Consider the following 15,471-nt stretch of genomic DNA (forward strand, 5'->3'; position numbering starts at 1 on the left):
CCCTATTTTAAGTTTGAATCGGCTTTGAATTTATCTTTATTCTTTCTAAAGTACAATAACCCACCTGCACTGATGAACAGTAAACCGATATATCGAATGAATATACTATCTAAGAATGCATGCAAAAATATCGAATAACCAACCATTATTAAAGTTGTAGTTATAATTGTTTTAGTTGGAAACAACTGCTTACCAACAAATCTTTTAGCCATAGGATAATGAAAAAGAAATAATAAGAAGTAAGTAATCGTTGTAGTATACCCTGCTGCAATAACACCATATCTAGGAATAAAAATAAGATTTAAAATAATATTTATCGCTGCACTTGCAACTGTACCAAAGGCAATATAATTTGTCTTTTTTTTATAAAATTCCGTGTTGACTGGAAAGCTATAAAGAAACTGAAAAAAATAACCTAAACTAATTGGAATGACCAGAGATAATCCCGAGTAATAATCAGAAGGCGCCATAAACTTAGCCAAATCAATCGATATCGTCATCGTTCCCACTGCAATTGCAGTAAAAGCAAAGATGTAATATTGGGATACTCGAAATATTTTCACATCATTCTTCTGTTCCATTTCATTGTAAAACCATGGAACCCAAGCATTATTCGTTGATGCCCAAATGACACTTAGTACTATTCCGATATTACTAATATAAGAATAAACTCCTGCTTCAGAAGGACCTAGTGTCGAGTTGATCATAATCCTATCGAATTGTGATAACATAACATTCGCTAAAGCATGCGGTATTAAGGGGACAGATATACACAAAGCATACTTCCAAAAAGAAAAGTCGATTAATTTCTTGCCTTTTACCATAATCATCATATAAATTGTTAAACCGACAATTCCTAATGCTAATGCTCCGCCAAAAGCTCGTCCCGAATATCGATCATCAGAGAATATCGTTAACATCAAAAGAACGGATAATCCAATATTCAGCAATGTTGAAATAAGAGATAATGCTAAATAGCGAAAGTGTTGAAAGTGGATCGTAAAGTAAGCCTGAATATAAGAAATTAGAAAAGTTGCGTAACTCTGAATCAACATAAGATTAAAAAGCATCTGATTCATATCGAAAACTGCTTGTGCAAACAAAAAAATGGCGTTTCCAATAATCAACATAGCTAAAAAGCTTAGCGTTGATAGAAATAAAATACTCGATAGATAGGGCTTGATTCGTTCTTTGAAATCAAAACTTGCATTATTAACAGATGAGTTTAAGCTTAGACCAATAAATAATGAAAAAATACTTACAAAAGAAGTGAAGTTATTGATCAAACCATATTCTGCTTGGGTCGTAATATTAACAAAAATCGGGATTGTGATGAAGGAAATTCCTTTTATGAAAAAATTCCCTATAGTGTACCAAAAACTCGATTTCACAAGATTTGATTTTTTTAAGCTAAATAAAATTTTCATTTTAAAACCTCAGAAATATTTTTTTTGATTTCTTTTCTACTTCTTGGATTCATAATAAGCAAATTTTGTAGCGATTGACCCTCACTTAGCTCTCTCCATAAATTCGAAATCTGTCTTGCAACAAATTGTGCTTTTTCATTCAGCTTATCAGGTTGAGTTAATAAGTACTCTGATAGAACCATCGTCGGAATCTTTTTCTTTAACATTATACTCGTTGAAAAGGAAACTGTAGACAACGGGCTAACCGTGATACTCTTGTCTAGCTTCTCTGAAAGCATGCATAATTCAAATGGCACATCTGCTTGAATGAGCGAATACATTCCTTGATACTTACTAGACTTGCTCCTAGGATGCAACTTTACAACTATCTCCTTTTCTGGAGCTAACTCACTAAGTTCACTTAATAGTTCTACTTCATCCACACCATAACCGTCACTTTTTAGTGGCTGGTCTATATATATGAGCTTATCTTCAAGCTCAAACTTACTAGTATATGAAAAAATTCTATTCAGTAATTCAACAAATCCATCTTGTTGATCAACTTTGGGAATCTTGACTAAGTTTCTCTTAAAGCACGAGAGTTCTGGTTCATAGACATAATAATCAGAAAAAGTTGCATTTAACAGACTGTTTCTTTTAAACTTCCGATAAACTTTCCTTGTTATCCCTTTATTATTAAAAACCTTGTTAGAAACATAGGCTGCTAAACCATCTTCAACATAATGGAGTTTGATATCCTTGTTATCCCGTTTCATTTGTTCATAAATTATTTTGGCATAATAATTATTACCAGAGATGAAAAAATCTGAATATTGGCAATTAACAAGCTTAAATTTATCGATTCCTAACGAAAGATTGATTAGTCTAACCACCTTATTTCCCATTCTTGTATAATCAACAAAATAAATATTTGTAAAAACATTTTCCTTATTTAGATTTTCATAAATATTTTTAGCGTCTTGAAACTCAGAATAAATAAAAAGATCACTCTCTTTATCACGGAAAAAATTCTTTTTGATGTTGACTATATTTATAATTTGAAGCGGCGTCCAAGCAATGAAGGCAATCATTTAGTTTCACTCTTTCTAATTTTAGAATATTTTGATGTCTGGATTATTAATAATCCAAAAACGAACCAAAATAGTTGTGACACAGCATCACGCTTATTGAATAGAATGTGTGCCTCAACAAGCTCATTTGCAAATACTGAAACTAAAAAAGACAGCATTAACCCAGCAATTAAAATTTGACTATCATTTCGTTTGAGAAAAGTTTTAAAAATATAAAAAAATGATAAACCATAGAAAACATAGACAATGAAGAAACCAATTATACCTGAACTTAACAGAACTTGAAGATAACCATTGTGCATATTTCCATGCGATCGTTTTAATTCTTTGCGATCTAACTCAGTAAGATGCAGTGTAGATAATGCATTGTCTGTTTCTGATACATGATAAAAGTTTATATCACCATAACCAAATAAAGGTTTATGTTTCCACACAGTAATAGCCGCTTTCCAAATGGTAAATCTACCAGATGAAACCTCCGCACTGGGTTCAGAATGCTCAATAGTAATTTTACTAGAATCGTCTTTATTTTCTTCCGTCTTTTTAATATTTTTACTATTATTTGATACCACTTTACTAGTATTTGTTACCAATGGAATATAACCCAAAATAGATTTAGAAAAATCAACACCTATACTAAAGAAAAGTAAAAGTAATATTGCGCCTACAATAAATTTTTTCAAAGATAGATGTAAAAAAGATAAAACTCTATTACGGAAACTTTTGTTAACAATCATTAAAAAGAAGAGTGAAAGTAAAAATGCATAAATAGTGATCTGCACCCCTCTAGAAGAAGAAAGAATGTAATAAAGAAGTTGTACTATACCATTTGTAATTAAAAAGGCATTGTATTTTTTTGATCGTTCTTTTTTTTGTGAAATGATAAATAATGAACAAATTACAGATACAAAACCAAAAAATGCGCCTACATTTGGGCTAGTATATACTCCAAATAGTCGCGACTCCATGAATCCTTGACGTGCCGATACTCCGGAAATACCTGTGGGAACATGATAAGAAATAATAAAACAAAATTGGACAATAGAAATAAAGCCAGCCAATAAGATAATACATATAAAAAGATTGCTCAGTTTAATGAGGTTTTTCATCTCTAATTCATAATCTTCTCCTATCGGAAAGAGTACTAAACAAGAAATAGCCAGATAACCTAAATTATAAACATTTCGTATTAGTCCAAAATCACGATTTAGAATAGAGGTTATAGCAAATGAAACTAGTAGTAAAAAAAGAAGTAGTCCGTATTTCATTTTGAAAACTGAACGTTTTACGAATAATTCATTAATTGCTATTATCCCCCCCCAGATAAAACAAATTTTTGAAGGTATGTCTGCAATATTCATTGTAGAAGGCATGAAGTAAATCGAACAAACTAACAAATTGATCATACGAAAATAAAACTTATTTAACAATGTCTTATCTAAAAAACTATAAACTCCCAATTTTTACCATTCCATTCTAATAGATTTTCTTATTATTTGATTTTAACACCAAAAATCTGCAATTGATTGATTACTGCTAAAGATCCCAAACCAACTAGGCCTTTTCATTAATTAATTCAAAAGCTATCATACCATACTAAATTTTAAGTTGTGAAATGACAATACTTTTTTGACAAAATTATAAGTTGTCATGGAATCTTAGCATTATCGTTCTAAGTACTCTTAACAATGAGTTTTGATCCGATATTTTACGGCCGAAGCTCATAAAAAAATTAAGTTAATCGCCGATGCTAAACTCAAAGTCATTGCCAAGAAACTGATCCGCCGACCACTTATGATAGTAAATTAAAGCATCATAACTCAATTTCAAACGTATAGCATAATTAATTCCACCAATGCGTAAAGTCTAATAATTCTTGTTATAAGTATTTTGGTGGCTCAAAACCTTACTAAATTGAACAAAAATCTATTTTGACAGACTTATAAATTCAGCCATTCCAGTATCATAAATATGTTTTTTAAGCGTGCGTAAATAATAAATATATATTCAATTATTTTACTGACAAATTCTCTCCTATATACGTGTATATAGTGTCATTTTAGATAATGAATAGGAAAGCCGAGTAAAATTTTTTTGACTGATACCGCATTTTTTATCACCATAAAATTTCTTAGTTGAACAACTTCAGTATGAGCCAGTTGTAGTGCCAATTTTACCGATGTGTCATAAGTTTGATTCAGTAAAAAGTGCTTCTATCGTTTTTTAGATGATCTTTCAATTCAGTTCAAAAACTATACAAGCTTCATTTGATCAGAAAAATGCATTTTAAAATGAAACAATGTTTATGACAATCGTAAAACTTGTTTCTTCATAATGCAACAAGTTTATGGTGATTAAATTGAATCCGAGGTTGGCTAAGAATTATTTTGAATACAAAGTGGCTCATCTACGCAACTTTTCCCAGTTCATATGGGAATTAGTTTTTTGTGAGGTATAAATTGACTATTTATTGTTTGAAATCATATGAATGGAACCCGTTATTCATATTCTGCATAAAATCTTCTAGAATGCTTTTGATATTTTTAACACTATGATTTCCTTTGTGAAAACAATTAAAAGATTACCTTGCAAACATTTTATCTAAACGAGCTTTCTATTAAACTATCTACTCAACCTCACCGAAAAATCTCCGCCACCCCGTGTCAAATTCGGATTATAATACGGATCGTTCTCGATATATTCAGTCCAAGTGTCTTCCATATACTTGGTTTCCTGTTCAAAGCGTGCTTGTTTTTCTGGTGTGTTTTCGTATCCTCGGGATTGAGATTCAAAATGGTACAATTCTGCTCCGTGAAGCCACACATTGTTGTGGCCTTTCTCGTATTCTTTCAGGCATAAATCAACATCGTTGAAGGCCACAGTCAGTTCTTCGTTGAATCCGCCGATTTCAGAAAAGTCTTTGGCACGAATCATTAAGCAAGCAGCTGTCACCGCTAAGTAATCAACATTTATTTCTAATTTCCCGAAATAGCCGAAGTCTCCTCTTGGGAAGGTATGGTGTCCGTGACCAGCCGCCCCACCCATTCCTAAGATAACTCCTGCATGTTGAATGGTATTGTTTGGATAATACAATTTCGCACCGACACAGCCGATTCGTTGGAATTGCGCGAAGGACACCATTTTTGTCATCCATTCTGGTGTGATCACTTCAGTATCATTGTTTAAGAATAGCAAATATTTTCCTTTGGCAACTTTTGCAGCTAAATTATTGATACGTGAGTAGTTAAAGGGAATATCAATTGATTCCACAACAAAACGTTTGCCCAGTTGTTTTTGATAATCGGCATAGAGTTCCTGCATCTCAGGCTGATCACTGCCGTTATCTGCCATCACAATTTCGTAGTTCGAATAGGTCGTCTTTTCAATAATTGAATCGATACAGCGTTTCACATCATCGTAGCCGTTGCGTGTAGGAATAATCACGCTGACTAGATCTTCGGAAAGGACTTTGTAATCTACATCGTATAGTCCATTTCCTGCTGCATGATTGACAGTCGCTTGAATTCTTCGACGGGTGATCGCGTCTTGCACTGCTTTTAATCCAGCATCGAAAGCATAACTCTTCGTTGACTGATCGGCAGCGGTCGAGCTTGGTAAAATACGCCAGTAGTATAGAATTTGCGGGATGTGCGCAATTCGATCAGCAGATGTTTGTTCAGTGAAGCGTAGAACCAAGTCGTAATCCTGTGAGCCTTCATAGCCTACACGAAAGCCGCCGATTTTCTCCATGATTGAACGGCGATAGACGCCAAGATGGGAAATATAATTTGTTCCTAATAATAAATCAGGCGACCAATCGGGTTTGAAGGCCGGATCAAACCGTTTGCCGACCATATCGATCTTGTCTTCATCACTATAAATCAAGTCTAAATCAGCATTTTCGTTTAATCGCTTCGCTACTTCATACAAAGCGATCGGTGCCAATTCATCATCATTATCTAATAAGGCAACAAATTCACCCGTCGCGATTTCTAACGCAGAGTTCGTTGCTTTAGAGATGTGTCCATTTTCTGAACGGAAAACGATCTTGATTCGAGAATCCTGAGCCGCATATTTTTCTAGTAACGGTCTTACTGCGGCGTCTGTAGAATGATCGTCTGCCATGCACAGCTCCCAATTTGGATAGAATTGGTTCTGAACGGATTCGATACATTTGGCTAACCATTTTTCTTCCACATTATAGACGGGCATTAAAATAGAAATTACAGGTTGATAGCTGAAGTCCTGAATTTCTGCTTTGATTGACGCAATATCCCAATTTTCATTTTCAGCGATCCACTGTTGGTAGCTTTCATCGGATTGTTTGTCCTGCTCCAACTTGATTCGACGCAGCGTACTTTTTAACCCATTGCGTTTTAGATAGCCCAAGCCTTTACGTGCTTTCCCATACAAAGATTGGAGTTGAGACGGCTGCTTCGGCTCTTTCATAATATTTTCGTTTGGGATAAAAGCTTGCGTCTGTTTTCCCGCTTCAAATTGGAACTCGATGGACACTTGTTCTGCCGGGTCTTTGACTTCGATCTTAAGGTTAAAACCCATTTGCAGACTGGCACTGGTTTTATGTGCGGCAGCTACATCTGAGCGAGAATACCATTCGATTTTCTGGCTAGTTGTATTTCCAGCAAGTACTTCAATCGTTGGTACTTTTTTTGAAACTAGATCCAGAGCCCAGCCAGTGATCTCTAACTGCTTTGTTTCTGGATGAAAACTGCATTGATCAATGCAAACTTGTTCATTTTTTGCCATCGGATTAGCCTCCTATGTTGAATTGATTTGGATTGATCAATGGATCGTTCAATTCTTCAGAATATTTATTAGTCAAAGCCTCGTAAGCCTCTTTTTTTACATAAAAATGATTTTCGCCAGGATAACGAACTTCAAAGTACGGATCAAAAATCAGTTTCTTATTTCCTTGCGCTAAGCGAATAGAAAAATCGATTCCCTTAATTGCTGCTGGTAAGTTTAGATCAAAACCGCCTAATGCCAAAAAGTCTTCCTTGCGAAGAATCAATGCATCTTCTGTTGCCGTGTAGATCTCACGCGGCAGCGCTGGACGGAAATAGGTTCCGATCGTCTTATTAGAGAGTCCCTGCTGTTCATAAACAATCCGCTCATTCGCAGGATCGATAATGACACCGCAATTCAAAATCGCGTCATCTTTGCTGATGACTTTACCGGCAACCGCGCCTGTATGTGGCAAGCGAACAAAATTCATCGCTTCTTTTAGCCAAGTGTTTTGTGTTGGTGCTAGGTCTTCTGCTAAAAAGACTAAAAATTCACCTGCTGCTTCATCAGCCAATTCATTTTCGTTCTTGCCTGTAAAGCTTCGGACACGCTTATCTGTTGCTTTAGCAGTATTTGTCAGAATTTCAAAATCGCTCCATTCTGTTGCAAGCAGCGATTCCAGCTGTTTCTCCCTTAATTGTCCGTTTACTATGATGGAAACTTTGGGTTCTCTTTCATACTTAAAATCAATTTTGTAGGCGCCATAATTTTTAGTCATAGTAACCACACCATCAAGTTGACGCCGGTCAAGTGCTGCCTGTACCGCATTCTGTCCAGCGACATAAGCATATTCTTTACTTTGAGGATCCATCGCTACAGAGGTTTCGATGGTGCGCCAATGATAAAGAATATTTGGAATATGATAGATTTTTTTAGCCGCTTCGGTAGCTCGTAAGACAAAGTCGTAGTCTTGACTGCCGTTAAACTCTGTTCTCAGACCGCCAACAGTTTCTACGATAGAACGCTTCACCACTACAAAATGAGTAATATAGTTATGCCCCAATAGCAGAGTTTCATTCCAATTCGGTTTGAAAAATGGATCGAAGCGTTTGCCGCTCATGGATAATTTATCTTCATCTGTATAAATAAACTCTCGTTGTTGATCTTCATTTAATGCTTTCACTACGGCTAATAATGCTGTGTCCGCTAAAATATCATCATTGTCTAAAAAGCCAATGTAATCGCCAGTAGCAATCTCGATTGCTGAGTTTGTTGCCTCTGAGATGTGTCCATTTTTTTCTCGCAGCACGATTCTCACACGCTCATCAGCGGCTGACAGCTCCTGAAGCAAAGGCTTGATGTGGGCTTTTGGTGACGCATCATCCGCTAAACATAGCTCCCAGTTTGGATAAACTTGATTCGTCAACGATTTCACGCATGCTCGCAGCCATTTTTCGTCTACATTATAGACAGGGACCACTAACGAAATTTTAGGTTGGAACGTTAAGTCTTTTGATGCATCGATCAATTGCGTGCGTGTAGGTTCTTCGATCTTAGTCATCCACTCTTCATAGTCAGCACTTTGCTGTTTTGAACGTTGATAGTTTTTCACCGCACCAGAAAAGCCATTGCGTCGAATTGATCCCAGTAAGTGTCGGATTTTTCTTGTGACTGGTGTCGTAGTAGCTTTTGCTTGTTTCGCGACAATTGGATAGACCTGATCTTGATCATCTACTACCAGCAGTTTGATCTCTTCTAGTATTTGCAGCTCTTTAATGGTTAAAATAAAACCGAATTTTTCTGTCGAATCCACGCCGAAGACTTCGTTCACGTCCGGACGATAGATCGCGTTAACCTGTACCTGATTCATTGAGTAAGCCAGTAAATAATCTAACGGCATATGTGTCTTTTCTGAAAAGCCCCAGCCTTTGATAATCGCTTCATTCTCATTCTCATTATTTTCAATCGACTCAATCGTCAGTTTGATTCCTTTGAGCTCCTCGTTGGCTTCAACAAAAGGAATATTCTTCAATTGGTATTGATACTGATCAAAATAGTTTAGCTTCAACGTCAACAAACGATTTTTGGCTTTCTCATTTGCGACATCTTCCATTACTTTCACTTCAGAAGGGAAGAATTCTTCTTCATTTAATACGTTGACATTCACGGTATATTCTTTTCCTGCTACTTTCGAACCGTCAATTACTACATAAGGTTCTTCCGTAACATCTGGAAACATTAAAAGATCCTCTTGATACCAAGAAGCATTGGTTTCTTCGATCTCTAGTAATTTATTGTCAACGACGACAGACAATTGAATCGCAGCGGGAACTTTCCCAATTACGATTCGTAATTTTTCTGTATTCGCTGGTGCGTGATGAGTCGTTGTTTTGTTTTCATCTGTCTGATTATTAAAAATATACGGCTCTATTTCAAACTTTCCACCAATCAAATAAGCTAGCTGCATCTGCTTATTATAGTTAGAGTTGATTGGTTTCACTCGTTCAGGCTCTTCTACAGGCTCTTTACGCAAGGCATAAAAATATTGGTAGACTTCACCAAAGGGACGATTTTTAAAATCATAGCGCACCATTTGCGGCAATTCCTCATAGCTTGCCGGCAGTTCATTTTGTCCTACCTGGGAATACGTGAAATCTTCTCGACGAATCGACAACCCAATCCGCTCAAACAACTCTTCAAATCCATGCTGGGTATAAAAACTATTATGCGTTTGGTCTAAGAGGCCATATTGCTTCCAGCCTAATTTATTATTGAAAAGGTCAATCAGCACGGAGTTATGCGCCAAATTTGGGAAAGTTAACAAAATTTCCCCATTTGGTGCTAAAAACTTACTTGCCTCTTGAAGTGCCTTTTCTGAATCCGTTAAATGCTCTAATACATCAGCAAATATAATGAAATCAAACTTTTTACCTGAAAAGTGATCGTACCATTTATATTCTTCGATGTTTCCTAAAAAGCCGTCCTGGGCAAAGCCCATGACGTGCTTAAATAAGACCGGATCAAATTCAACGATCGCTACTTCACATTTTTTTTCATTGATTAAATATTGGGTCATGCGCCCATTTCCGGGACCAAATTCTAAAACAGCAGAGCCATCTGTAATCTGACTGATGATTTTCCCCACACTTGTATGTTCCTCAAGCGACAAATCAAAATCATACTTCATAATTAAATCGTATCCTTCCACTTATGATCCAAAACAACTATGCCTTCGCCGACATATTTACCAGAGATAAACATTGTCAGATATCTTGTTTTGTACACTAACGGCACCGTCGCATTTTCTTCAAAAAGGGCTACATCGAAATAATACTCGCCACCTAGAAGTGCCATTTTTTCATATTCTAAATAGAAGACATTCTCTCCCTTTTTCCAAGGAATGGATTCTTCATCTAATAACGTATTCAAGCCACATACATAATTATTGTCTACCGTTCGGATCGCCACGCCAAGTACTGGCTTCTTAATTGAATCGTCTTTGACATTGTATGTTACCTTAACTACAACTTTGCTATCTTGCTCAACGATCTCTAATGGCTGCAAATCACCATCCAATAATTCTGCAGATTTTACTTCTACAATGTCATAGGCAGAAAAATCTTCTGAACTAGAATTGTCTCGATCGACTGTCTTCAATGATTTCTTCTTCAAGAAATTTTCATAGGTCTCAGTAATTTCCATCGTTTCACCTTCTGCTTCGACCACACCATTCTTCAACCAATACACACGGTCACAGAAACGGCGAACGGCATTCACATCATGAGAAACGAATAGAATCGTCTTACCTGCATTGCGTAATTCCGTAAATTTTTCCATACATTTTAATTGGAATTCCAAGTCACCGACGGCCAACGCTTCATCGACAATCAAAATATCAGGATCCACATTGATTGCTACAGCGAAAGCTAGGCGCACGAACATCCCACTAGAATACGTTTTTACCGGCTGATACAAATGATCGCCAATATCTGCGAAGTTGATAATATCATCAACTTTGTCTTGCATTTCTTCGCGTGAAAAACCTAAAACCATCCCGTTTAGAAAAATATTTTCGTAGCCGCTGTATTCAGGATTGAATCCTGATCCCAGCTCTAACAAGGCTGCAATATTCCCTTCAATCTTGACCTCACCTTCTGATGGAGTTAATACTCCTGTGATGATTTTTAAGATCGTTGATTTCCCTGAACCATTTTCACCGATGAAACCGATCATTTCGCCTTTTTTTACTTCCACGTTGACATCATTCAAGGCATAAAAAACCTCGTGATACGTTTTTCTTGTCGGACTCAATGCTTCCTTTAAACGGTCGGAAGGCTTTTTATACATATCATATTTTTTCGTTAAGTGGTTGATCTCAATTACTGTTTCAGTCATTTAGCTTTATCTCCTTATAAAACATCAGAAAAATGTGGTTTCAAGCGTTTGAACACGATGCTTCCAACCACTAGTAAAATCAAAGTTACGACCCAGAAATAGATCGTCAGCAAAGGCTTCTCCCAAAACCATTGCTCGCCAAAGAAGGCGTCCCGATATCCTTGGACCACATAGAACATTGGATTGAATTTTAAAATAAATTGAATCGTTGGATGTGCCGCAAATTGATTGATGCTCCATAGGACAGGTGTCCCCCACATCAAGGCTTGCATGATCACACCAATAAACTGATTAATATCTGGGAAGAACGGTTGGATCGAAGAAGTGATCCACGTCAATCCCGTTAAAAACATCATCATAGCAAAAAGGTAATAAAACATCTGAAGAATGTGCAATCCTGGTGTGACATGATTAAACACGCCTACGATAAAAGCAATGATTATAAAAAACACATGCATATACAACGCAGAAAAGAGTTTTACAGATGGTAAAATACGAATATTAAATACCACTTTTTTTACTAAATAGCTATATTCTCGAAAAACATTCGTCGCGGACCCTAGGACCTCCGAAAAGTACATCCATGGAACCAAACCGGTTAACAGGAAGACAATAAAAGGATATTTCCCGTCTGTCATAGCTGCTTTAAAGCCGACACCGAAAACAAACCAGTAAGTCACTACCATCACTAACGGATTGGCGAAGGCCCAAAAGATTCCAAGAGCCGATCCAGCATAACGTGCCTTAAAATCATTAACGGAAAATTGTTTTAGTAAGGTGCGGTTTTGAAAAATCTCTTTAAAAAAACTCAGTAAGTCTTTGAACATTTTTATTCCTCTCATCTAACGCTTGATTTAATATTTCTACAGTTGATTAACGTTATTATTCTACAGAAAGATATATGTAAAAGCAAGATTATTAAGAAAAGCTTCGTTAAATCCAACTACTTCTGGAAAGCTTATTTTTACTTATTCAGCAAACACTATCTGCACAGGAAGTTTTAGCATTCGACGTGTCCCTAGTCAGAAGCTTTTGAGAGTCTATGATACGACAAATAGCCCGCCAAATTAGCGAGCTAAAATTTCTCTTAAGTTTTGACTTTATTGATTATTTTCTATATACCAACGTTGGATTTTTAACATGTCATCTCAAATTATTGCTTCGCTACTCTCGCTTTCGAAGGCGATCCAGTAATCGCTTTCGTTCTTTCTTAGGCGGATCTAACGAAACTGCTGGAAGCTCTGCAGGATCACCCAGATTTTCTTTAAGCTTTTCTGTCAAAATAAGTTTTACTGGCCTTTCACTCTCATCGAATTGAATATTTTCCAATTCATACTCGTTAGGCATGCAAGCAACTACTAAGGCAAAAACCTGCTCTTGAGTTATTTTTAAAGGATTCACTTCCACAGGCAGTTCGATCTTTTGAACCAACACACCAGGCTCTGGTCTTTCCTCCCAAACAACAAAGTCTTGAGATGTGCCAGCATTCCCAGATTCCACTACTGATCCTTCAGAAGCAGTCACATTTTGCTCGGCTTCTTCCGTTTTATTATTTATATTAGATGATCGAGTAACTCCTACATCAGTATTGTTATTAAAAATCTCTGTCTCAATGGTTTCGATCAAGGTCGCGTGCTTGACCTTTTTAAATAAGCCGACTCCCTTTTTTTCAAATAAATTCAGCTTGGTTAATTTCGTTAAGGACGCTTTTATTTCCTCCCCAGTCTTCGTAGGGTCAAAGTGTTTAATTCGCAAATGCTGGGATTTTCCATCGCTATTTTCAAATTCTGCATCTAATGTGAACATCGCTTTCTTCCTCTCTATTTTTTTCGTGTGTTTCTAACTTTTTTATCGTCATGATTCCACTAATCTCACCAATGGCTCCTTAACAATTTGTGAATAAAGCGCTTTTATTTTTTCAGTAATAAAATTTTTCGCTGGAAATAATTTCAGAGATAACAGACACCATTCTTTTTTATCGAAGTATCCCGCAAAATAATGATAAAAACGTCGCATCGTAGCCGATGAACGCGTGTGTAAGAAAATGTACTGCACTAAATCCTTCAGCAGCAGCGAGAAGTCCCCTTCGCACAGTTCATCTCTTACCTGCAGTACCAATAATAATTGAATCGTTCCATTACCGTCATGAGTTTCTTTGAAATAATTGTTTACTCGCTTTTCCAGTGTCCCTCTTTTTAGCTGGAACAGCTGTTGGCGATTTAATCCGTAATCTTCCATGGTCTCCTCCTTTTCCTTTTTAATAATTACTTTCACCTGAGAGCTCTACACAACTAAAATAAGCCTTTTTTAACGAGGCTTTCAACTCTTATTATTTATTTCGAATTAAGATAATGAAATAACTTGTACAAACGGACTGTTTCCAATGGTATTCGTTTCATTAAATAATGATAAAAATAAAAATTCTCATTTTAAATGATTTAAATGGCATTTTTCTAATTTAACAACACGTTTCCTTTAGGTTCATAGCAAAAGAGCGTTTCTATTAAACTTGTTTCAAAACAAATTCAATAGAAACGCTCTATTTTTTCACTATCCTCTGCGGCTTCTCCGAGTGGTTGGACTTATTTCAAACTCTTCCTCTTCCCTCGGGCCGAACACATTCACCGAATAATCAAGTGGTTCTTCATATACCGGATTCTTCTGCCAAGCCAGACCTAGCAAACAGAAGGTGATTGGGATCCAATAAGGAGCCATCAATGTATCTTCCATCGTTGATTGCAAAAGTACCGCAAAAAAGGCGATAACAAAACTTAATTGTGTTGTCTGGGTCTCCTCCTTAATAAGGATCAGCCAAACATTGTATAAGATAAAGAGACTCATTAATACTAGTCCGACTAAACCAAATTGCCCCAGCGTGGCATTGTAGCTATTGTGATTGCCTAAGATTTGCTGCCCACGCTGAAAAGTAAACGGCGGCATTCCTACCCAAAACTGCTCTTTAACTTTAAATAAAGTATCATAGAAATGCTTCCAGATTTCTTCACGTCCCGTAAACAAATCAATATTACTAGAATTTGCTAGAAACAACGACAAGGGAAAAATGCCGATCAAAAAAATACTATAGCCAATTCCATAGGCCCATTTCATTTTTTCTTTTAAAAAGTTGGGCCACAAATCGAAAAAGACGAAAACGACTACTGCGATAAAGGCCGCTTGGGATTGAACTACCCAAGTACAAGCTAATGCGGCAAAGTATACAGGGTATTTCAGCAGCTTGGCCCACGTCCATTCTAACGATTGTAAGAGCGTCGCTGTTAAGAAACTAGAGCACATGACACTGCTCCCGATTGTATTGGTATTAATCCAAATTTCCTGAAGCTTATTGCTTTTATCCCAAATGCTGATGCCGGCTGCCGGCTCAGGAATCTCTGTAAAAATTCGAAAGGCGGTAATTAGTAAAACCATTGCTGTCAATCCAGCAAAGACTACCCTCAATCCTTTTGTAAAACGAACCAACTTGAAATCCAGCACTACAAAAATTATCAGTGCGATCGTAATGTCCTGTAAAAAGCCGGCTTCTCTCAACCCATCAAACTGACGGAAAAAGAGGACTGAAAGGATCGCTACTCCGATCCAAATGAGGTCATCAAGTTTTATACGATAAAAATTTAATACTAAAACGACCGTTGCTCCTATCGGCATGTAACGGTTCATACTGGCATAAATGTTAAACATTCCTTGTGTGCCTATGCCCTTCGTCCAAAGGAAAAAGCATAACAGTGTCATTCCAATCAGAATACAGGCACTAATGACGTTCAATAGATCTGACGCACCTTTTTTGATTTCTACCATTTTTTTCCTCCGAACTTTAA

At 36.6% G+C, this 15,471-nt stretch carries 10 protein-coding genes; all 10 read right to left on the reverse strand.

Annotated elements, in window-relative coordinates; genetic code table 11:
* Window positions 1-2: 2 nt before the first annotated feature.
* The 10 genes from IGI50_RS10675 to IGI50_RS10720 all read right to left on the reverse strand — a co-directional run bounded on the left by IGI50_RS10675 (window position 3) and on the right by IGI50_RS10720 (window position 15,451).
* Entirely contained in the window at window positions 3-1,427 is a 1,425-nt protein-coding gene (locus IGI50_RS10675) for a lipopolysaccharide biosynthesis protein (RefSeq protein ID WP_438776929.1), read from the reverse strand.
* A complete protein-coding gene (locus IGI50_RS10680; protein WP_438776930.1) occupies window positions 1,424-2,497 on the reverse strand; it encodes a polysialyltransferase family glycosyltransferase in 1,074 nt (357 codons plus the stop codon). The genes IGI50_RS10675 and IGI50_RS10680 overlap by 4 nt, the downstream gene beginning before the upstream one ends.
* Window positions 2,494-3,957: an O-antigen ligase family protein gene (locus IGI50_RS10685; RefSeq protein WP_438776931.1), complete on the reverse strand. Its 1,464-nt coding sequence runs from the start codon at window positions 3,955-3,957 to the stop codon at window positions 2,494-2,496. The genes IGI50_RS10680 and IGI50_RS10685 overlap by 4 nt, the downstream gene beginning before the upstream one ends.
* 1,162 nt (window positions 3,958-5,119) lie before the next feature.
* The gene (locus IGI50_RS10690) at window positions 5,120-7,264 is read right to left on the reverse strand and encodes a glycosyltransferase family 2 protein (RefSeq protein ID WP_438776932.1); all 2,145 of its coding nucleotides are present in this window, start codon (window positions 7,262-7,264) and stop codon (window positions 5,120-5,122) included.
* 4 nt (window positions 7,265-7,268) lie between these two features.
* On the reverse strand, window positions 7,269-10,430 hold the full coding sequence (locus IGI50_RS10695) for a glycosyltransferase (RefSeq protein ID WP_438776933.1): 3,162 nt from the start codon (window positions 10,428-10,430) through the stop codon (window positions 7,269-7,271).
* A gap of 2 nt (window positions 10,431-10,432) precedes the next feature.
* Window positions 10,433-11,638, reverse strand: coding sequence for an ABC transporter ATP-binding protein (locus IGI50_RS10700; protein WP_028020287.1), 1,206 nt, complete (start codon window positions 11,636-11,638; stop codon window positions 10,433-10,435).
* 14 nt (window positions 11,639-11,652) lie between these two features.
* Complete coding sequence (locus IGI50_RS10705; RefSeq protein ID WP_010745955.1) at window positions 11,653-12,465, reverse strand: ABC transporter permease; 813 nt, start codon at window positions 12,463-12,465, stop codon at window positions 11,653-11,655.
* A gap of 337 nt (window positions 12,466-12,802) precedes the next feature.
* On the reverse strand, window positions 12,803-13,444 hold the full coding sequence (locus tag IGI50_RS10710) for a DUF2922 domain-containing protein (RefSeq protein WP_438776934.1): 642 nt from the start codon (window positions 13,442-13,444) through the stop codon (window positions 12,803-12,805).
* 48 nt (window positions 13,445-13,492) lie between these two features.
* Complete coding sequence (locus IGI50_RS10715; RefSeq protein ID WP_438776935.1) at window positions 13,493-13,876, reverse strand: hypothetical protein; 384 nt, start codon at window positions 13,874-13,876, stop codon at window positions 13,493-13,495.
* A 312-nt stretch (window positions 13,877-14,188) separates the two neighbouring features.
* Window positions 14,189-15,451 (reverse strand): EpaQ family protein, encoded by a 1,263-nt coding sequence (locus IGI50_RS10720; protein WP_438776936.1) that lies wholly within the window; start codon window positions 15,449-15,451, stop codon window positions 14,189-14,191.
* Window positions 15,452-15,471 lie beyond the last annotated feature (20 nt).

Source organism: Enterococcus sp. DIV0170, from assembly GCF_051710765.1.
Classification (GTDB): domain Bacteria; phylum Bacillota; class Bacilli; order Lactobacillales; family Enterococcaceae; genus Enterococcus_A; species Enterococcus_A raffinosus.